We start from the raw sequence: 21,001 nt of genomic DNA, 5'->3' as shown, positions 1-21,001 counted from the left end.
GATGAAATCAGTTACATTAGACAAGTTGCAACGTCCGTTAAAGGATTTACGTATTTCAGTTACTGATCGCTGTAATTTTCGCTGCCGATATTGTATGCCAGAAGAAATATTTGGTCCTGATTACTCGTTTTTGTCTAATGATAAAATTTTATCTTTTGATGAAATTGAAAGGATAACACGTATTTTCGTTTCTTTAGGTGTGAGAAAATTACGGATTACAGGCGGAGAACCGTTACTTCGAAGAGGGCTTCCAAAGCTTATTGAGCGCCTTAATAAAATTGATGGTGTAGAAGATATCGGTTTAACAACCAATGGATCGTTACTTAAAAAGTTTGCTCCTGATTTATATAAGGCGGGACTATCACGTGTAACAGTTAGCTTAGATTCCTTAGAAGAAGAGCGGTTTTTCTATTTAAATGGTAATAGGAGCAAAGTGCAAAGGGTTCTGGAAGGAATACAGGCTGCAGCTGAAGTTGGAATGAAAATTAAAATAAACATGGTCGTTCAAAAGGGAAAAAACGAACAGGACATTTTGCAGATGGCGCAATATTTTAAGGAAAATAAGCATATTCTTCGTTTTATTGAGTATATGGATGTTGGAAATTATAATGGTTGGGATTTAAAAGAGGTCGTCTCTAAACAAGAAATAGTAGATACGATTCATCAAGTTATGCCGTTAGAACGGATAGAAGCAAATTATTCTGGTGAAGTGGCTACTAGGTATCGTTATATAGGAAGCGATGAGGAAATAGGTATTATTTCATCAGTAACAGATTCTTTTTGCTCATCATGTACGAGAGCTCGTATTTCTGCAGAAGGAAAATTATATACTTGCTTATTTGCTTCTAAAGGAAATGATTTAAGAGAATTGCTTCGTTCTGAACATACAGATGAGGACATTACAGATGTAGTACGCGATATATGGAATAATAGGGAAGATCGTTATTCAGATGAACGCTTAAATCATACAAATAAGAAAACAATACCTAAAATTGAAATGTCACATATCGGTGGTTAATATATAAAGCTAGCGTCATAGTGAAAAATGGAAAATTTACAAGAGTTGTGGATTTTCTATTTTATAGTAAAAGTGATGATTGATATCTCTGTAAAAGATGTGCAGAGAAATTAAGCAGCATTCAAAAACCTTTATTTTGAGGAGGTTTTTTGAAGCTGCTTTTTTATTTGGAGAAAATGGAGGAATGGGTAATGGCATTTCATAAGCCGGAACAAATTGCTGAGCTTGTCATTGAGGCCGGTGTTCAAAAAGTAAGACAGACATTGCCAGCGATGCTTATTCTCGGTTTTTTAGGAGGAGCGTTTATTGCGATAGGTTTTTTACTTAACATTCGAGTTTTAGGGAATTTACCTGAGCGCTGGGGAAGTCTAGTGAATGTTTTAGGAGGAGCAGTATTTCCTGTTGGACTCATGCTCGTAGTATTAGCAGGAGGAGAATTAATTACGGGAAATATGATGTCACTGTCTATGGCGCTTTATGCAAAGAAAATTACATTGATAAGTGTACTGAATAACTGGGTTTGGATTACTCTCATGAACTTTATTGGGGCAATTTTCGTTGCGTATTGCTTTGGACATCTTGGCGGATTAACAGAGGGAGAGTATTTAAATAAAACGGTAGCGATAGCGGAAGGGAAGTTACATGAATCATTTGGGAGAACTTTGATTTTAGCAATTGGTTGTAATTGGCTCGTTTGTCTTGCTCTTTGGCTCGCTTACGGGACGAGTGATTTTGTCGGGAAAATCATCGGAATTTGGATTCCAATTATGGCATTTGTAGTGATTGGATTTCAGCAAGTAGTAGCAAATATGTTTGTCATTTCCGCTGTTATTTTTGCTGGTCATCTAACGTGGATGGATCTGGCTAAAAATTTTGTTCCTGTTTTTATCGGAAATGTAATTGGAGGAGCTGGGTTTGTTGGTTTTGCTTACTTTGCTTGTTATCAGAAACAACATTCTAATATGAAATAGAGTTCTTGAGAGGAAGGGTATGTAATGGCTGATCGGTATTCACGACAACAGTTGTTCAAACCAATTGGGAGTAAAGGACAAGAAAAAATTCGAAATAAACATGTGTTAATTGTAGGGGCAGGCGCATTAGGAAGTGCAAGTGCCGAAAGTTTCGTACGTGCAGGTGTTGGTAAGTTGACGATTATCGATCGTGACTACGTTGAATGGAGTAATTTACAAAGGCAACAATTGTACTCTGAACAAGATGCGAGAGAGAAAATGCCGAAAGCAATTGCTGCAAAAAATCGGCTAGAACAAATTAATTCGGAAGTACAAATACATGCTTTCGTAATGGATGCAACTTCAGAAAATATGGAAGGTCTATTAAAAAATGTAGATGTAATCATTGATGCAACAGATAATTTTGATATTCGATTTGTAATAAATGATTTATCACAAAAACATAATATTCCGTGGGTATATGGTTCTTGCGTTGGATCATATGGTATGAGTTATATAATTATTCCGCAAGAGACACCGTGTTTACATTGTATGCTGAAAAATATCCCTGTTACAGGTGTGACGTGTGATACTGCTGGGATTATTAGCCCGACTGTTCAAATCGTCGCAGCATATCAAGTGGCAGAAGCGCTCAAAATTTTAGTGGAAGATTTCTCAGCAATTAGAAAAACATTTTTCATGTTTGATATATGGAGTAATCAAAATCATTTTATAAAATTAGGGAAAATAAAAACAGACGCTTGTCTCTCATGCGGTTTGAATCGAACTTATCCTTATTTATCATACGAAAATCAAACGAAAGCAGCTGTTTTATGCGGAAGAAATACAGTTCAAATTAGAACAGTAGACAATAGGAAATACAATTTTGATGATATAGAAAAAGTATTAAAAAAACTGGGAAAAGTAGATCGGAATCCGTATTTACTATCTTGCCAATTCGATGATTACCGCATCGTTTTTTTTCGGGATGGTCGTGTTTTTATTCATGGTACAAATGATATTTCGAAAGCGAAACAACTATATTATCGCGTATTCGGTTAATAGAGAGGGTGTCAACAATGGAAAGAAGAGTGCCAATTACGGTTGAAGAAGCTGTTCGTAAAGTGATGGGATTTGCTGATAAGGGCTTAAAGGAGCTATTACCAATTGAATTAGCTTATGGACGTATATTAGCAGAGGATTTAGTAGCTGACCATGATGTACCGTCATTTAATCGGTCGCCGTATGACGGATTTGCTATTCGAGCAGAAGATACTAATTTAGCAAGTTATGAAACGCCAATTGTATTTGAAGTAGTGGGTGAAATTGGTGCAGGATCGCTATTCCATGAGAAAGTAGGTCCATTTCAAGCAGTTCGAATTATGACAGGAGCACAAATTCCGAATGGGTGTGATGCGGTTGTTATGTTAGAGCTGACTCGTCAATATGAGAAGAATGGCAACAATTATATGGAAGTGAAGCGATCATTCAAAACGGGCGACAATATTTCTTTTCAAGGTGAAGATGCTCGTAAAGGAACAGTTCTTGCAAAGAAGGGATCGTACATTAATCCAGGTATTTCAGCTCTTCTTGCTACATTCGGTTATAGTGAAGTACCAGTTGCGAGAAAGCCTGTAATTGGACTGTTAGCGACTGGGAGTGAATTACTGGATGTCAATGATTCATTACAGCCAGGGAAAATCCGAAACAGTAATACGTACATGATATTGTCTCAAATTCGAAGAGCGGGCGGAAGAGTAAAATATTTTGGGAAGTTTAGTGATGATTTTAATACGTGTTTTACAGCTGTGAAAGAAGCGCTTGGCCAAGTAGATATGTTAATTACAACGGGCGGTGTATCAGTAGGAGATTATGATTATTTACCAGCTATTTACGAAAAGTTAGGTGCATCTGTTCTTTTTAATAAAGTTGCAATGCGACCAGGAAGTGTTACGACTGTAGCACAATTAAATGGCAAGTTATTATTTGGTTTATCAGGGAATCCATCAGCTTGTTACGTAGGGTTTGAATTATTCGTAAGACCGTGTATTCGGACGTATATGTTTAGTGAAAAAGTACATTTAAAAAGAGAAAAAGCGTTATTAGGAGAAGATTTTCTAAAACCGAATCCATTTACAAGATTTGTACGAGCAAAATTGCAATATGATGAGGGGAAATTAATCGCTTATCCATCAGGGTTTGATAAATCTAGCTCAGTTTCTTCATTGGCAGAATCCAACGCGTTTATCGTATTGCCGGGCGGGACAAGAGGATATAAAAAAGATATGTTTGTCGATGTTCTTTTATTAGAAGATAACGAAGGTAGTGAATGGCCTTGGACATTTCATAAAGTGAGAGGTGGTTTTAATGGGACAAGTGCTATTTGAGATTGTAGATAAACCGATTTTAGTTGAAGAAGTAACGAATAAAGTCGCAAGAAGGGAAGCAGGTGCGATTACAACATTTATTGGTACGGTGAGAGAATTAACAAAAGGAAAACGAACGCTACATTTAGAGTATGAAGCATATAAACCGATGGCAGTAAAACAACTTATGAGAATTGGTGAAGAAATTAGTGAAAGATGGCTGGATGCAAAAGTAGCAATTACGCACCGTGTAGGGCGGCTAGAAATAATGGATATTGCGGTAGTCATTGCAGTTTCATCACCGCATCGTAAAGTAGCTTATGAAGCGAATGAGTACGCGATTGAACGTATAAAACGAATCGTTCCAATTTGGAAAAAAGAATTTTGGGAAGATGGAACGATGTGGGTTGGAGATCAACTTGAAAACACACCTTATCCAGAAGGAAAACCAAAGAAGGAAGAATGAGAAAATGATTACAATTTTACTGTTTGCAAATTTGCGTGAGGAAGTTGGATCGGATCGATTAGTAATTTCAGAAAAGCAAGAAATGACAGTGCAGCAATTAAAAGAATGGCTCAAAGCCACCTATTGTTTACAATCGCTGGATAAAGTGATGGTGGCTGTTAATGAAGAGTTTGTAATGAATGAAGAGATGATAAAAGCCGGAGATATAGTCGCATTAATCCCACCCGTTAGCGGGGGATAATAAGCTTTTTCACCAGATGAAGTGCCAAGAAAATGTTGTATATAAATTAGAATAAGAGAAGGGATGAGTTCTATGCTTACTCAAGAACAAATAATGAATGCATTAAAACATGTAGAGGATCCAGAGTTACACAAAAGTGTTGTAGAATTAAATATGGTTAGAAATATACAAATGAACGGAACAGAGGTTAAACTTGAAGTAGTACTAACAATCCAAGGTTGTCCGTTAAAAGCAAAAATTCAACAAGATATTGAAGAATCGCTTCACGCAATTGGTGCCTCTAAAGTGGAGGTAACATTTGGTTCTATGACACAAGAAGAACGTGCAGCTTTAACAGAGAAGTTAAAGCGAAATACTAGAACAGAAACTGGTATGCCGAGCATGCTTCGCCCGGATTCAGGAGTACGTTTTATTACGGTAACGAGCGGAAAAGGCGGAGTTGGAAAATCAACGGTGACAATTAATCTTGCAACTGCACTAGCTCGTATGGGCAAAAAAGTGGGGATATTAGATGCAGATATATATGGTTTTAGTATTCCAGCTATGATGGAAACGAATAAGAAACCAACGATGATTGATCAAACGGCAATTCCAGTCATTAGTCACGGTGTTAAAATCATGTCGATGGGATTCTTTACAGAAGGAAATAACCCAGTGATGTGGCGCGGACCGATGCTAAATAAATGGATTCAAAATTTCCTTGCGAATACGCACTGGGGAGAATTAGATTATTTATTACTTGATTTACCACCAGGTACAGGAGATGTTGCGATTGATGTTGCAGCGATGATTCCGCAAGCGAAAGAAATAATTGTTACAACTCCGCACAATATAGCTTCATTCGTTGCTTCAAGAGTTGGTGTAATGGCAAAACATACGAAGCATGAGATTTTAGGTATTGTGGAAAATATGGCTTATTATGAAGAACAAGATGGATCGAAAAATTATCTCTTCGGAAAAGGTGGCGGCGAAATGCTTGCAGAACAATTGCAAACAGAAGTAATTGCCAAAATACCTTTTGCGAAACGTGAAGAAAATAATGGTTCATCTGTATATGATGAAGATTCTCTTGTTGGAGAAGTGTTTACATCGTTAGCTGAGGATATTATTTATAGAGGATAGAGGGGGAAGTTTAGTATGGCATGTAACATTGATCATTCTATTGAAGATGTGATGAATAAGCTTGAAAGTCAAAAGAATTTTTTACCTGAAGGGATCTTTAAAGAGTTAAAGAGTTTTTTGCAAGGTATTCATTCACAGAAATTATTAAATGATGTTTTTCACCTCCTAAAAAAGTATGATTTAGTCAGTGAGGAAGAACGAGAGACGAGAAATGCACAATTGTTGTACATTTTGAATTAAGTACTCTTTGGCTTTAGAATTTTTTCAGAAGGGGTGAATGTGATGGATATGAAAAAGATGATTGAAACGATAGAAGTAACTAGAGTGACTGACGAGGAATTATCGATTTCGAATTTACATCCAAAGCTTGTGAAGTTGTATAGTCAAAAAGATAGTGCAGAGTATACGAAGCTATTAAAATATATTTTATCATTATCCGTACAGCTGAAGCTGAATCTTGTATTGAAATATTTTGGTGTACGTCCCATTGTTGCTGCAGACGAGCGTATGCAATTTCAAGAGATATTTAAATGCTTAGCTAAGAAAGATGAGAATGGGGAATGGTTTCTAAATTTTGTTTCTTTATATGTAGGGCTAATTGTAGTTCTTCGTTTTGATGAGAAAGTGATTGAGAGCAATTTTTTTGATGATATGGTAGTGGATGAATGTAATGAAATATAAGATTCTACTCATAACATTTTTCTATATTAAATGCTTTAAATGCGATTTTAGTTGGTTATGTAAATATGAAGGTAACTAATTAAGAAAAAGGAATGAAACTAGTTGGATAAAAAGAGTTCTTCAGTTGTTTCCGTCGTTTTTTCGTGTTACTATTAATCGAATTTTTCATAAGGAGAGAAAGCGATGAAATGGATTTATTTTCTTATTATTAACGTTATAGCTTTTAGCCTTATGGGGCTTGATAAACGAAAAGCAAAGAAGAAACAGTGGAGAACGCCAGAAAGTACGTTGTTTTTATCGGCGGCAGCTGGAGGAGCAGTTGGAGCTTGGATCGGCATGTATATGTTTCATCATAAAACTCATAAAAAGAAATTTGTTTTCGGCATACCGTTACTTGTTGTAATAACGGTATGTTTATTATTCGTTGTATGAGAAATGTCGAAAGAAATGCAGATTGATTATTGGTAAAGTGAGCATGTGAGACCGTATAATGGAGAAAAAATGAGAAGAGGAGAAAAAGGAAGATGGGGAGTCAATCAGCAGAGCAAAAAAAAGGGATACTATACGCGGCTGGTGCTTACACGATGTGGGGAATCCTACCGATTTATTGGAAATGGGTTGAGGAAGTTCCAGCAGATGAAATATTAGCACACCGCATCGTTTGGGCATTTGTTTTTATGTTACTCGTATTAGGTGTTACGAAGAGGTTTCGTCAGTTTATTGGGGAATTTGTGAATCTTTTTAAACGACCTAAATTATTAATGTCATTAACAATAGCTTCAGTCTTGATTAGCGGAAACTGGTTTGTTTACATATGGGCCGTTAATCATAATCATGTTATTGAAGCGAGTCTCGGCTATTATATTAATCCGCTTATTAGTATTTTACTTGGTACAGTCGTTTTAAAGGAAAAGTTAAACTTCTGGCAATATGTTGCAGTTGGTTTAGCTGGAGTGGGGGTTATCATTTTAACAGTGCGTTTCGGATCTATTCCGTGGGTTTCTCTTTCACTTGCCTTTTCATTTGGATTATACGGATTAACGAAAAAACTGTTAAACTATGATGCTACAATTGGACTTACGATGGAAACGATGTTAGTGACACCGCTTGCAATCATTTACCTTGTTATGACAGGCGCCCATGGTTTCGGCTCATTTGGATCTATTTCAATGTTATCGACATTACTATTAATAGGAGCAGGTATTGTTACAGCTCTACCACTTTTTTATTTTGCAAAAGGAGCCCAACTTATTCCGCTTTATATGGTAGGTTTTTTACAATATATTGCACCAACAATTAGCTTAATTTTAGGTGTATTCGTATTTGGTGAACATTTCACATCTACTCATATGATTGCATTTTTCTGTATATGGGTTGCATTATTTGTATTCTCGGTAGCGAAGACTAAGTTTTTAGTGCAGAAACAACCGAAATTTATAAAAAATAAATCAGCAAAAGTATCATAATGCGTAGTATTTTCTACGCATTTTTCTTTATACTTATATTATATAGAATTTCCATTATAGTCAGTAAGGAGCTGAGAACATGGAAACAATTTTACATAATGATCCGCTTATGGCAGCTGTAATTTCATGGTTTTTAGCACAATTAACGAAAGTAGTCTTCAAATTAGTTAAAACAGGTGAATTTGATTTTGCAAAGTTTTTTGCTTCAGGTGGGATGCCAAGTTCTCATGCTTCAACAGTTACAGCGCTTGCTACAGGAGTTGGAGTAGTGGAAGGCGTGGAAAGCTCGATGTTTGCGGTTGCTACAATTTTTGCCATTATTGTTATGTATGATGCTTCAGGAGTAAGGCTTGCAGTAAGTAAACAAGCAAAAATATTGAATGACTTTTTTCACGGTAGAGAAACAGAATATAAGAAGTTAAATGAACTTGTTGGGCATACACCGTATGAAGTAGTAGTCGGTGCTTTATTAGGGATTATTGTCGGAGTAGGGTATTGTTTATGAGCAGAACATTTTATATGTTCTGCTTTTCTTTGTTTTTATACATATTCAGCTACCTTTTTGAATATCGTTATACGGATTTCGAAAGGGTGGGTGAGCAACTTGTTATTATATGAAAAAGTGCATGAAGAAATAGCGAGAAGAACAACTGCACTTCAAACAATGCAACGGCAAGATGGTACGTGGCGGTTTTGTTTTGAAGGAGCGCCACTAACAGATTGTCATATGATTTTTTTATTAAAATTATTAGGTAAAGATAAAGAGATAGAACCGTTTGTAAAAAGATTAGCATCACTCCAAACAAATGAAGGAACATGGAAATTGTATGAAGATGAAGTGGGTGGTAATTTATCTGCTACAATTCAATCTTATGCTGCCTTACTTGCATCGAAAAAATATACAAAAGAAGATGTGAATATGAAGCGAGCGGAAATGTTTATAAATGAGCGCGGTGGGGTAGCGCGTGCTCATTTTATGACGAAGTTTTTATTAGCGATTCATGGAGAATATGAATATCCTTCTCTCTTTCATTTGCCAACACCAATTATGTTTCTGCAGAATGATTCCCCTCTCAGTATTTTTGAACTGAGTAGCTCAGCACGTATTCATTTAATTCCGATGATGTTGTGTTTAAATAAAAGATTTCGAGTAGGGAAAAAGTTATTGCCAAATTTAAATCACATTGCAGGCGGGGGCGGAGAATGGTTTCGGGAGGATCGGTCTCCAGTTTTTCAAACGTTAGTAAGTGACGTGAAGAAAATTATAACGTATCCACTTTCTTTGCATCATAAAGGATATGAGGAAGTAGAACGTTTTATGAAAGAGCGTATTGATGAAAATGGAACATTATATAGCTACGCAACTGCCTCGTTTTATATGATTTATGCTTTACTTGCATTAGGACATTCTATTCAATCACCAATTATTCAAAAAGCTATAACGGGAATCACATCTTATATATGGAAGATGGAGAGAGGGAGCCATTTGCAAAACTCTCCATCAACTGTATGGGATACAGCTTTACTCAGTTATGCTTTGCAAGAAGCTCAAGTTCCGAAAGCAAGTAAAGTGATTCACAATGCATCAGCATATTTACTAAGAAAACAGCAAACGAAGAAAGTAGATTGGAGTGTACATGCACCGGATCTCTTCCCGGGTGGTTGGGGCTTTTCGGATGTGAATACGACGATTCCAGATATTGATGATACAACTGCTGCGTTAAGAGCATTGGCGCGAAGTAGAGGGAACGAAAATGTAGACACTGCTTGGAAGCGAGCGGTTAATTGGGTTAAAGGATTGCAAAATAATGATGGTGGTTGGGGGGCTTTTGAAAAAGGGGTAACGAGCCGTATATTAGCAAATTTACCAATCGAAAATGCAAGTGATATGATTACAGATCCTTCTACACCAGATATTACAGGAAGAGTATTAGAATTTTTCGGAACGTATACGCAAAATGAATTGCCCGAGAAACAAAAACAAAGTGCGATAAATTGGTTAATGAATGTACAAGAGGAAAATGGATCGTGGTATGGGAAATGGGGAATTTGTTATATATATGGTACATGGGCAGTGTTGACTGGTTTACGGTCACTAGGAATACCATCTAGCGATCCATCAGTGAAACGAGCAGCTTTATGGCTTGAACATATACAGCATGAAGATGGTGGCTGGGGAGAATCTTGCCAAAGTAGTGTGGAAAAAAGATTTGTTACTTTGCCATTTAGTACACCATCCCAAACAGCATGGGCGTTAGATGCCCTCATTTCTTACTATGATAAAGAAACGCCAGTCATTCGAAAAGGTATTTCATATTTGCTCTCCAACTCTTATATAAATGAAAAATATCCTACTGGAACAGGTTTACCAGGTGGGTTTTATATTCGTTATCATAGTTATGCTCATATATATCCATTGCTTACTTTGGCTCATTATGCAAAAAAATATAGAAAATAAACCGAGAGATGTCTCTCGGTTTATTTTGTTGGGTAGTAGGTCCCTTTTGAAAAGAATAAGGTTGTGATGTACCTTATTTTTCGGTTGATTGGCGCTTTTGACGTGCATCAGCGGCATTTGCACGTGCATTTGCTTCTAAGTCGTTGTGGTCAGCGAGTTCGCGAGAGAACTCAACATCAATGCCATCAGTTGCTTTGCTTTGTTTGAAATTCTTTTTGTTCATTCGACACAATCTCCTTGCGTTTATGCGACGTTGCAAAGTTAGTTTGACACAAATAGACTTTTTTATACAAAGAGGAATTGGAAAGCAAGGAGCCGAAATATACAGTATAAGTAATAGAAATGGGGGATAGGAATGGAGTTTTTAAATGGGAAAACAGCTGTTGTAACAGGAGCTGCACAGGGAATTGGAAAAGAGATTGCAAGGGTTTATGCAAAACTAGGGGCGAAAGTATTAATTAGCGATGTAAATGAAGAAAATCTACAAAAAACGACACGTGAATTATCAGATGAAGGATATGAAGTGTGCTCATATCGATGTGATGTGAGTAATCAAAATGAAGCAAAGTCGTTAATTGAATATGCGGTTCAAAAATTTGGTACATTACATATTTTGGTGAATAATGCTGGAATTACAAGAGACGCAATGTTACATAAAATGGAGAAGTCTGCTTGGGAACAAGTATTACAAGTGAACTTAACTGGAGTTTTTTATTGTATGCAACCCGCGCTTCTTTACATGAGACAACAAGGGTATGGACGCATTATTAATATATCTTCAATTAGTAGAGAAGGAAACATAGGTCAAGCAAATTATGCGGCTACAAAGGCAGGAGTTGTAGGATTAACGAAAACAGCAGCGAAAGAAGTTGGAAGTTTCGGTATTACTTGTAATGCGATTTGTCCGGGGTTTATGGATACAGATATGACCAAAACGATACCAGATAAAGTGAAAGAAAAGATGGTTGGCGCTATTCCAGTTGGTAGAATTGGAACGCCAGAAGATATTGCGAACGCAGCAGCCTTTTTAGCATCAGAATACGCATCTTATATTACAGGTGAAGTATTAAATGTGAGCGGAGGACTGCAAGTTTAAAGGAATACATAATGAAAAGAACCTGACCAGGTAGGTCAGGTTCTTTCTCATTAATTTAAGTTAAGCCAAACGCTCTTTACTTCTGTATAGTTATTTAATGCGTAAGATCCCATTTCACGGCCAAGACCAGATTGTTTAAATCCTCCAAATGGAGATGCTGCATCAAAGACGTTATAGCAGTTTACCCATACTGTACCTGCACGTACTTTACTTGCAACATAGTGTGCTGTTTTAACATTTTCTGTCCACACACCAGCCGCTAAGCCGAATTGTGATTTATTTGCACGTTCAATTACTTCGTCAATATCGTTAAACGGTATTGCAGAAATAACTGGACCGAAAATTTCTTCTTTTGCGATCGTCATTTCATCATTTACGTCAGCGAATACTGTAGGAGAAACGAAGTAGCCTTGATCGAATGGATTACTTCCTCCGCAAAGTACTTCAGCGCCTTCTTCAATCCCTTTTTCAATGTAGCCCATTACACGTTTTTGTTGTTCTTCGGAAACGAGAGGGCCAATTGTTGTTTCAGGGTTAAGACCGACACCTTGATTTAGTTTTTTAGAATAGAGGACGAGATCAGCCATGACATTATCATACATTTTCTTCGGAACAAATAAGCGTGATCCAGCAGAGCATACTTGTCCTTGGTTAAACATAACACCAGAAAGTGCACCAGGAATCGCGCGAGATAAATCAGCATCTGGCAATATGATATTTGGTGATTTACCGCCTAATTCAAGTGTAACGCGTTTTAATGTTTCGGATGCTTGTCGCATAATTTGTTTACCGACAGGAGTAGAACCGGTAAATGCAATTTTATCAACGAGTGGATGATTAACGAGAGCTTGTCCAGCTGATTCACCGAATCCAGGTACGATATTAATAACACCTTTCGGGAATCCAGCTTCTTCAATTAATTCAGCTAAGTATAGAGCAGATAGTGGAGTTTGTTCTGCAGGTTTTAAAACGATTGTACATCCTGTAGCAAGCGCTGCTCCCATTTTCCACATTGCCATAAGAAGCGGGAAGTTCCAAGGGATAATTTGACCAACGACACCAACAGCTTCATGGCGTGTATAGTTAAAGTAATCACCGGAAACAGGAATTGTTTGACCAACGATTTTCGTAGCCCATCCAGCGTAATAGCGCATATGCTCAATTGCAAGTGGTATGTCTGCTGCCATTGTTTCACGGATTGGCTTTCCGTTATCTAATGTTTCGAGCTGTGCAAGCTCTTCTTTATGTTCTTCCATTAAATCAGCTAACTTGTACATGAGACGGCTTCGCTCAGCGGTGCTCATACGAGACCAAGGACCTTCGTCAAAAGCCATACGAGCTGCGACTACAGCTTTATGAATATCTTCGCGACCAGCTTCAGAAACGACGGCAAGTGTTTCACCAGTTGCTGGGTTAGGTGTTTTAAATGTTTTACCGGAAGCGCTTTCAATGAAAGATCCATTCACATATAACTTTTTTGTACCTTGAAGAAATTTCTCTACCTTTTCATGAAGATTTACAGCTAGTTGACTCATTGTATAACCCCCTTGAAAATATAATGTAAACGCAGTACGAGACGGCGCTTATTCCGAAATCAAGGATGTGGAAACTAGATGGAAAGCCTCTAATTAAAATCATAATTAAGAAATACTGAAAATTCAAATTTCATTTGTGTTACAATTGTAAAAAATATGTAATGTAAGAGAATCTTCTATATGATTATAAAAAATCCTGCTTGTTTTTGCTTTCTAGTAGGAAAAACTAGAAGAACAATGGTACAATAATACATCGTGAGAGGAGGGGTAAAAATGAAAGATTATCATGATGATCCACGCTTTCGAATAGCCCATAGAGAAGCGTTAATTGGTCTTGGACTTGCTATTATTAATTTTATAATATGGTACGGATTTGCTTATGGGCTTGGTAGTAAAAATCCGAATGAATATACATATGTATTAGGTTTTCCCGCATGGTTTTTTTATAGCTGTATCGTTGGATTTATCGTTATGGTTATTTTACTTAGTTTAGTTGTTCGTTTTGTATTTCAAGATATTTCACTCGATGAGGAAGAAAAAAGTGAGGAATAATAGATGAATTGGTATGTAATCATTCCAATGATAATTTCGTTTATCGTTGTATTTTTAATTGGTGTATATGCTTCAAGACGTGTGCAAGCAACTGCTCATAATAAATTTTTACAAGAATATTTTCTTGGTGGGCGTGAGCTAGGCGGTTTATTATTAGCGATGACAATGATTGCTACGTACGGTAGTGCAAGTAGCTTTATTGGTGGCCCTGGTATTGCTTACAATATGGGGCTTGGATGGGTACTGTTATCTGCGATTCAAGTTGTAACAGGCTATATCGTTTTAACGGTTATCGGTAAAAAGTTTGCAATTATCGCTAGGAAGATGGAAGCAATTACTCTTATCGATTATTTAAAAGGGAGATACAATAATAAAGCAGTTGTTATACTTTCTGCGTTATGTATTATTATCTTTTTATTTTCAGCGACAGTAGCCCAGTGGGTCGGTGGTGGACGATTAATCGAGTCACTAACTGGTCTATCGTATACAACAGCACTATTTTTATTTACTTTTTCTGTACTTGTGTACGTATTAATTGGTGGATTTCGTGCAGTTGCTCTATCAGATACATTATTAGGAATCATTATGTTAGTTGGAACGACAATCATTTTAATTGCTACTGTCATTGCTGGTGGTGGAATTGAAAAGATTATGCAGGAACTTGTTCAAATTAATCCAAAGTTAATTACACCATTCGGAGCAGATGGCAGTTTAACGAAATCATATGTTACATCATTTTGGATTTTAATTGGAATTGGCGTTGTCGGCTTACCGCAAATTAGCGTGCGTGCCATGTCTTATAAAAATTCAAAAGCGATGCATCAAGCTTTAATAATTGGAACCGTTGTCGTTGGCACAATTATGATCGGTATGCATTTAACTGGTGTATTTGCAAGAGTAGTACTTCCAGGTATAACGGTACCAGATAAAGTAATGCCGCTACTTGCGATGGAAGTGTTACCTCCTTGGTTAGCTGGAGTTTTCTTAGCTGCACCGATGGCAGCGATTATGTCTACAGTAAACTCTTTATTATTACTTGTAAGCTCGTCAATTATTAAAGATATATATGTAAATTACATAAATAAAGATGCAGCAGACAGTACGATAAAAAAAGGAAGTTTGTGGATTACTGGTATTGTAGGACTACTCGTTTATGCAGCGGCGATTAAACCACCAGATTTTTTAATATGGCTAAATTTATTTTCTTTCGGTGGATTAGAAGCAGCATTCATTTGGCCAATCGTATTAGGGTTATATTGGAGGAAAGGAAATGCTACAGGAGCGCTTGCGTCTATTTTAGTTGGGGTAGGCTCATATATGTGTATTCATCTTTTCTATCCAAATCCGTTCGGTATACATACAGTTGTCTTCCCGATTTGTTTTGCGTTTATCGCTTATGTTATTGGAAGTATGAGTGCTGTAAAAAAAACAGTATAGGTTAGCTGAAGAACGTAGTCCTTATAAGACTGCGTTTTTTCGTATGAATTTGTTCTTTTTTTATTCTGTATATCCACGGTTATTCATAAATTAATAACAACTGAGGGGATGGAGTTGAGGTCGATGAAAAAAGTGTTATTTTTAGGAGACCCGGGAATTGATGACTCTTTAGCAATTATGTATGGATTGTTGCATCCTGATATTGATATTGTTGGTGTAGTAACGGGATATGGAAATGTAACACAAGAAAAGGCGACAAGTAATGCCGCATATTTATTGCAAATGGCAGGACGGGAAGATATACCTGTTATTAATGGTGCGAAAATTCCTTTATCCGGAGATATTACGACGTATTATCCAGAAATTCATGGGACAGACGGTTTAGGGCCAATTAAACCTCCAAAAACTTTTTCACCAAATATAAAGCCTTTTTGTACATTTTTTGATCTTCTTGAAAAATATAAAGGAGAATTAATAATAGTCGATGCTGGTAGATCAACAACATTAGCGACAGCATTTATTTTAGAAAAGCCGATGATGAAGTATGTGAAAGAATATTATATAATGGGCGGTGCTTTCTTAATGCCTGGCAATGTAACACCAGTCGCAGAGGCGAATTTTCATGGTGATCCCATTGCGTCACAATTAGTTATGCAAAATGCCAAAAATGTGACATTAGTGCCACTTAACGTTACATCTGAAGCAATTATTACACCGGAAATGGTAAAATATATTACGAAACACTCTAAAACGAGTTTTAATAAGTTAATCGAGCCGATATTTACGTACTATTATAAAGCTTATAGAAAGTTAAATCCGAAAATAAAGGGAAGTCCAGTACATGACGTCGTTACAATGATGGTTGCGGCAAATCCATCCCTTTTAGATTATGTATATCGTCGTGTCGATGTAGATACAGCTGGAATTGCAAAAGGAGAGAGTATTGCTGATTTTCGGCCTCAACCTGATGCAAAAGCATTAAAAAATTGGGTGCGAATTGGTTGGTCGTTACATTATAAAAAGTTTCTTGAGGATTTTGTGAAATTTATGACGTAGACATAATAGGAGCATACAAGTTAAAATAATGGAGATGGTTATGTAAATGACCATCTCCATTATTTTGTTTTTAAATGATAAATAGAGAAGAGTTACACAATAGGAGAGGAATTTTACTTGAAAAAAACTATAGTATGCGCAGTAATTGTGGGTATTTTTGTTTTGCTAATATCGGGTAACTTTTTAGTGAAAAAAGTGTGGAGTTCAAATAATGATGATGCACAGTATATTGCATCTTTTATTGAAGAACATAAAGATGAAAAAAATAGTGCGCTTCTAGTAAAGAGAAATGATAAAGTTGTTTATTCTGTAAACCCAAATGTTGTATTGCCAGTTGCTAGTACGATGAAATTAATTGTGGCGCTTGAATATACGAAACAAGTTACTGAAGGGAAAATTGATTCTTCTAGTTTCGTGTCGATTAATGATGTGAATCGCTATTATGTGCCGAATACAGATGGTGGTGCACAAGATAGATGGCAAAAGTATTTGGAGAAAACGGGCAAGATAACTGAAGGAGCGGTTTCTTTAGAAGAAGTGGCAAAAGGAATGGTTAAGTTTAGTTCGAATGCAAATGCTGAATACTTAATGGAATTGTTAGGATTAGATAACATCAATCGAAATTTACAAAGTTTATCACTTCCTGCACATCAACCACTATTTCCAATCGTTTCATCTTTGTATATCCCGGGATATTTGCATAAAGAATTACATGTTCCAAAATATAAAATAGAGAAAAAGTTAAAAGAAATGTCTCAAGAGCAATATCGTGAATATGCGATGATTATTCATGAACGCTTAAAGAAGAAGGGACCATTATTACAGAAGGAAATGCCGCTTTATTTAGAGGAACGTTACGACAAAATTTGGTCAGATAGATTACCAGCAGCTTCTGCAAATGATTATATGGTATTACTTCAAAAGGCAAACCATAAAGGTGGCTTGACAGAAGCTGAAGAAAAAGTGTGGGCAAATATCGTTGAAACAGACATGAGTGCCAAGAAATACCGTAAAACATTTAGACATGCTGGGCAAAAGAATGGTTATACACCATGGACGGTTACAAAAGCAGTTTACGCTATGGATAAACGTGGAAACTGTACGGAGATTGTGTTTTTGGCGAATAATTTAAATGAAGACGATAGTGCAGAAATACGGAAACATTTAGCAAACTTACATTTCCAAGTGTTGCAAAGTGATAAGTATGATGCGACTTTTATTAAATAAACTCGGTGCAGAGAGCACCGAGTTTATTTTGATGTACAGGCACTTTTTTTCTATCAATGGGTATGATGGGTAGTAATACTTAGGTGAGAGGGGAAAAGGTGATGAAACAGAGTAAGGAAGAGTTTATAAAGAGTGAAGGCGCTGATTTCCCTGGAAAAACATATGTGGATTGTGTATTACAACATGTATTTGATTTTCAACGAAATTACTTATTGAAAGATATGTTTCAAGTGCATAAAGCACATATTACGATGCTGACTGAAGAAAGTTTAATAAAAATAGAAGAAGCTAAAGTTATATTAAACGCACTTAGAAAAGTAGAGCGAATACCAAAAGATAAATTGGTATATACAGAGCAGCATGAAGACCTCTTTTTTTTAATCGAACATTTAATTTCTCAAGAAGCGAAATGCGATTTTGTAAGTAATATGCATATTGGTAGAAGTAGAAATGATATGGGTGTAACGATGTATCGCATGAGTTTAAGGCGGTATATATTACGATTAATGGAACATTATTTGCTATTGCAAGAAAGTGTACTGCAACTTGCTGATAATCATAAGGAAACGATCATGCCAGCTTATACACATACACAACCGGCACAGCCAACAACATTTGGTCATTATACGTTAGCAATTTATGATACGATGCAAAGAGATTTAGAACGAATGAAAAAAACGTACCAGCTTTTAAATCAGTCTCCAATGGGGGCGGCTGCACTCTCTACAACAAGTTTCCCGATTAAACGAGAACGAGTTGCTCATCTACTTGGATTTACAACTGTAATTGAGAACTCATATGATGCTGTTGCCGGAGCGGATTATTTATTAGAAGTTAGCTCGCTACTTATGGTAATGATGACGAATACGAGTAGATGGATTCATGACTTTTTGTTGTTAGCAACGAAAGAATATGACGGTATTACTGTTGCAAAGCCATATGTACAAATCAGTAGTATTATGCCGCAAAAACGAAATCCGGTTTCAATTGAACACGCTCGTGCAATTACGAGTAGTGCTTTAGGAGAAGCATTTACAGTATTTCAAATGATTCATAATACACCATTTGGTGATATTGTCGATACGGAAGATGACTTGCAGCCATATTTATATAAAGGGATTGAAAAGGCGATTCGTGTTTTTTGTATGATGAATGCAGTGATCCTAACGATGAAAGTAGAAGAAGAAACGTTAAAAAGTCGTTCCTATAAACATGCAATAACGATAACGGATTTCGCTGATGTTTTAACGAAAAATTATGAAATTCCATTTCGGCATGCTCATCATGCAGCAAGTGTTATTGCAAATATGTCATTGGAGCAGAAAAAAGAACTACATGAATTACACTTCAAAGATGTAAATATGTATTTGCAAGAACATTTTAAAATAAATGTATTAGAAAAAGAGTGGAAAGAAATTATATCGCCAGAAGCTTTTATTCAAAAAAGAAATGTATACGGTGGACCGAGTAAAAAAGAAATGAAGCGTATGATTAAAAATCGAAAAGAGTCCTTTCGAAAAGAAGAAGATGTATTTGAAAAGGAAAAACAGAGAATTTTACAAGCTGAAAATGCCTTGAATACATTAGCTTTGAATATTATTGAATCGTAAAAGAGGGATTTAATGAATTAATCGCCAATACTTAATTAAAATATAAATAGAGAGAAGAGATTGTCGATGATTCAATTACATGTATATGAAGAGATTTTTCATTTTAAAGAAGATGTTACACCATTTCTAGAAAAGAATGAGCAGGAAAACAATCTCATATTAGGTGTATTACAAATGGTTCAAGAACCGATATTTATGGGGATAGCGAAACAAGGAGAAGACATTGCGGTTGTATTTCTGCAAACAGAAGAGAAGAAACAAATCATTGTTGCAACTTCTGAAATTTCGGGAGTAGCTATTGAGGAACTTGCAAAAGAGTTAACGAAAGTATATCCGGATATTCCTGGATTGATCGGTAATAAGAAAATTGTACAGAAATTAGCGGAAGAGATTGCGGTATTAGAAAATAAGAAAATGAATGTTGCAATGGAGCAAGGTGTGTATGAGTTGAACAGAGTAAAGAAGAAGTGTAATGCGAATGGACTTTTTCGAGCGGTAAATAATGATGAATTACCATTAATAGAACAGTGGATATATCAATTTTGTGAAGATGTAAAGCTTCCTACTACGAAAGAAGAAGCAAAACAAACTGCATATACATTAATAACTACAAATCGACTGTTTGGTTTGGAAGTGGATGGGAAACTCGTTTCTGTAGCTGCAAAAACGAGACCAACTAAAAATAATATAACAGTTAATTTTGTATATACGCCGAAAGAAGCAAGGAAAAAGGGATACGCATCTAAGTGTGTAGCGGCACTTAGTCAACGTATGTTAGATGAAGGGTACAAGACGACTACGTTATATACTGATTTAGCGAATCCGACATCGAATAAAATTTATCAAGAAATTGGTTATGAGCAAATTGCGGAGTCTGTGCTTATATTTTTAGAGAAGTAGAACAAAAAGGCGTGCTATTTTAGCACGCCTTTTTGTTATTCATCGATTCTAATAACCTCGCCTTGAGGGAAGTCCTCAGTTTCTAGTAAGTTACGAATAGCTTTCGCAACATATTCAGGTGATAATAGTTTTCCTTCTTCTTTTAATGCAATGAAGCGGTCCAAATTTATGAAATCTTCTTTATTTGTTTCGCGAATTTGTGATTGCATATTTGTATCAACAACGCCAGGTGCAAAAGCGACGATTTTTACTGGATATTCTTTTTCCACTTCTTCAGTTGCTACGCACTGTGTAAACATATTTACACCAGCTTTCGTTGTACAATAAGCGCCCCAGCCAAAGTAAGGGTTTTTTCCTGCACCAGATGAAATGTTAATAACGCGTTTATCTACTTTCCAGTCTTTCGTATGTTTCATAAATGTAGATGTAAGAATCATAGGTGCAAGTAAATTAATGTGAACGTTCGTAATGAATTGTTCACTTTCAGCTTTTTCAATTGGCTTCATAGGTGCAACTGTACCCGCATTATTAATTAAATGAATAGAGGATACATTGTCTTTTTTAATAGATGAAATGATCTCTTTAAAGTTAGTTTCTAAGTTATGTACATCTTGAAGATCTAGGGAATGAAAAATGCAATTGCTGTTATATTGCTCTGCAAGTTTTGTAAGCTCTTGATTTTCTCTTCTAGAAATAGAGATGACAGTTGTATTTTTTTCTAATAATTGCGTAGCGATTGCCTCACCTAAACCTTGTGAAGTTCCTGTTATGATAACGTAGCGCATAGTTTTATAAACCCCTCTCATATGTGCGGAATTTT

Annotated in this window: 23 protein-coding genes; 20 read left to right on the top strand and 3 right to left on the bottom strand. The window is 36.2% G+C overall.

What is annotated here, in order from left to right:
- Nucleotide 1: 1 nt before the first annotated feature.
- The 13 genes from moaA to ACUL40_RS09980 all read left to right on the top strand — a co-directional run bounded on the left by moaA (nt 2) and on the right by ACUL40_RS09980 (nt 10,768).
- Nucleotides 2–1,018, top strand: coding sequence for a GTP 3',8-cyclase MoaA (gene moaA, locus ACUL40_RS10040; RefSeq protein WP_000844124.1), 1,017 nt, complete (start codon nt 2–4; stop codon nt 1,016–1,018).
- A 191-nt stretch (nt 1,019–1,209) separates the two neighbouring features.
- Complete coding sequence (locus tag ACUL40_RS10035) at nt 1,210–1,989, top strand: formate/nitrite transporter family protein (protein WP_000863998.1); 780 nt, start codon at nt 1,210–1,212, stop codon at nt 1,987–1,989.
- Between the two features lie 24 nt (nt 1,990–2,013).
- Nucleotides 2,014–3,030: a molybdopterin-synthase adenylyltransferase MoeB gene (locus ACUL40_RS10030; RefSeq protein ID WP_000785259.1), complete on the top strand. Its 1,017-nt coding sequence runs from the start codon at nt 2,014–2,016 to the stop codon at nt 3,028–3,030.
- Between the two features lie 17 nt (nt 3,031–3,047).
- Entirely contained in the window at nt 3,048–4,355 is a 1,308-nt protein-coding gene (locus ACUL40_RS10025) for a molybdopterin molybdotransferase MoeA (RefSeq protein WP_000442200.1), read from the top strand.
- Nucleotides 4,336–4,800 carry a molybdopterin synthase catalytic subunit MoaE gene (gene moaE / locus ACUL40_RS10020; RefSeq protein WP_000531881.1) on the top strand — a complete coding sequence of 155 codons (465 nt, stop codon included), beginning with the start codon at nt 4,336–4,338 and terminating at the stop codon, nt 4,798–4,800. Before ACUL40_RS10025 ends, moaE begins: the two co-directional genes overlap by 20 nt.
- Before the next feature lie 4 nt (nt 4,801–4,804).
- Nucleotides 4,805–5,041, top strand: coding sequence for a molybdopterin converting factor subunit 1 (gene moaD, locus ACUL40_RS10015; protein ID WP_000628501.1), 237 nt, complete (start codon nt 4,805–4,807; stop codon nt 5,039–5,041).
- A gap of 72 nt (nt 5,042–5,113) precedes the next feature.
- Nucleotides 5,114–6,163 (top strand): P-loop NTPase, encoded by a 1,050-nt coding sequence (locus tag ACUL40_RS10010; protein ID WP_000957508.1) that lies wholly within the window; start codon nt 5,114–5,116, stop codon nt 6,161–6,163.
- 15 nt (nt 6,164–6,178) lie between these two features.
- Nucleotides 6,179–6,403 carry a hypothetical protein gene (locus tag ACUL40_RS10005; protein WP_000752375.1) on the top strand — a complete coding sequence of 75 codons (225 nt, stop codon included), beginning with the start codon at nt 6,179–6,181 and terminating at the stop codon, nt 6,401–6,403.
- A 42-nt stretch (nt 6,404–6,445) separates the two neighbouring features.
- Nucleotides 6,446–6,844, top strand: a complete 399-nt coding sequence (locus ACUL40_RS10000; RefSeq protein WP_000367297.1) for a hypothetical protein — start codon at nt 6,446–6,448, stop codon at nt 6,842–6,844.
- Nucleotides 6,845–7,027: 183 nt separating this feature from the next.
- Entirely contained in the window at nt 7,028–7,276 is a 249-nt protein-coding gene (locus ACUL40_RS09995; protein ID WP_000871349.1) for a DUF1294 domain-containing protein, read from the top strand.
- Nucleotides 7,277–7,368: 92 nt separating this feature from the next.
- On the top strand, nt 7,369–8,310 hold the full coding sequence (gene rarD / locus ACUL40_RS09990) for an EamA family transporter RarD (RefSeq protein WP_000535539.1): 942 nt from the start codon (nt 7,369–7,371) through the stop codon (nt 8,308–8,310).
- 79 nt (nt 8,311–8,389) lie between these two features.
- Nucleotides 8,390–8,815: a divergent PAP2 family protein gene (locus ACUL40_RS09985; protein ID WP_000447820.1), complete on the top strand. Its 426-nt coding sequence runs from the start codon at nt 8,390–8,392 to the stop codon at nt 8,813–8,815.
- A gap of 99 nt (nt 8,816–8,914) precedes the next feature.
- Nucleotides 8,915–10,768, top strand: a complete 1,854-nt coding sequence (locus ACUL40_RS09980; protein WP_000928147.1) for a terpene cyclase/mutase family protein — start codon at nt 8,915–8,917, stop codon at nt 10,766–10,768.
- 73 nt (nt 10,769–10,841) lie between these two features.
- On the opposite strand, the gene ACUL40_RS09975 is transcribed toward ACUL40_RS09980, so the two are convergent.
- Complete coding sequence (locus tag ACUL40_RS09975) at nt 10,842–10,991, bottom strand: YfhD family protein (protein ID WP_001035815.1); 150 nt, start codon at nt 10,989–10,991, stop codon at nt 10,842–10,844.
- Nucleotides 10,992–11,123: 132 nt separating this feature from the next.
- On the opposite strand from ACUL40_RS09975, the gene fabG reads away from it, so the two are divergent.
- Nucleotides 11,124–11,864 (top strand): 3-oxoacyl-ACP reductase FabG, encoded by a 741-nt coding sequence (gene fabG / locus ACUL40_RS09970; RefSeq protein ID WP_000395038.1) that lies wholly within the window; start codon nt 11,124–11,126, stop codon nt 11,862–11,864.
- Between the two features lie 50 nt (nt 11,865–11,914).
- Here the strand turns inward: fabG and dhaS are convergent, their stop codons facing one another.
- Nucleotides 11,915–13,399 (bottom strand): aldehyde dehydrogenase DhaS, encoded by a 1,485-nt coding sequence (gene dhaS / locus ACUL40_RS09965; protein WP_000080281.1) that lies wholly within the window; start codon nt 13,397–13,399, stop codon nt 11,915–11,917.
- 273 nt (nt 13,400–13,672) lie between these two features.
- Between dhaS and ACUL40_RS09960 the strand changes: the two genes are divergently transcribed.
- The 6 genes from ACUL40_RS09960 (at nt 13,673) to ACUL40_RS09935 (ending at nt 20,181) form a co-directional block, all read left to right on the top strand.
- Nucleotides 13,673–13,951: a YhdT family protein gene (locus tag ACUL40_RS09960; protein WP_000656239.1), complete on the top strand. Its 279-nt coding sequence runs from the start codon at nt 13,673–13,675 to the stop codon at nt 13,949–13,951.
- Between the two features lie 3 nt (nt 13,952–13,954).
- Nucleotides 13,955–15,388 carry a sodium/pantothenate symporter gene (gene panF / locus ACUL40_RS09955; protein ID WP_001104820.1) on the top strand — a complete coding sequence of 478 codons (1,434 nt, stop codon included), beginning with the start codon at nt 13,955–13,957 and terminating at the stop codon, nt 15,386–15,388.
- A 123-nt stretch (nt 15,389–15,511) separates the two neighbouring features.
- Nucleotides 15,512–16,444 carry a nucleoside hydrolase gene (locus ACUL40_RS09950; RefSeq protein ID WP_000756458.1) on the top strand — a complete coding sequence of 311 codons (933 nt, stop codon included), beginning with the start codon at nt 15,512–15,514 and terminating at the stop codon, nt 16,442–16,444.
- A 117-nt stretch (nt 16,445–16,561) separates the two neighbouring features.
- On the top strand, nt 16,562–17,671 hold the full coding sequence (locus ACUL40_RS09945; RefSeq protein ID WP_445422992.1) for a serine hydrolase: 1,110 nt from the start codon (nt 16,562–16,564) through the stop codon (nt 17,669–17,671).
- A 101-nt stretch (nt 17,672–17,772) separates the two neighbouring features.
- Nucleotides 17,773–19,281 (top strand): argininosuccinate lyase, encoded by a 1,509-nt coding sequence (gene argH, locus ACUL40_RS09940; RefSeq protein WP_445422993.1) that lies wholly within the window; start codon nt 17,773–17,775, stop codon nt 19,279–19,281.
- Nucleotides 19,282–19,347: 66 nt separating this feature from the next.
- Complete coding sequence (locus ACUL40_RS09935; RefSeq protein ID WP_000615373.1) at nt 19,348–20,181, top strand: GNAT family N-acetyltransferase; 834 nt, start codon at nt 19,348–19,350, stop codon at nt 20,179–20,181.
- Nucleotides 20,182–20,216: 35 nt separating this feature from the next.
- Here ACUL40_RS09935 and ACUL40_RS09930 read toward each other — a convergent pair whose 3' ends face one another.
- The gene (locus tag ACUL40_RS09930) at nt 20,217–20,966 is read right to left on the bottom strand and encodes a (S)-benzoin forming benzil reductase (protein ID WP_001271070.1); all 750 of its coding nucleotides are present in this window, start codon (nt 20,964–20,966) and stop codon (nt 20,217–20,219) included.
- Between the last annotated feature and the right edge of the window lie 35 nt (nt 20,967–21,001).

This window comes from Bacillus sp. KNSH39, from assembly GCF_052656585.1.
The sequence above is the reverse complement of the archived record's forward strand: the minus strand, read 5'-3'. Positions and strand labels throughout refer to the sequence as shown.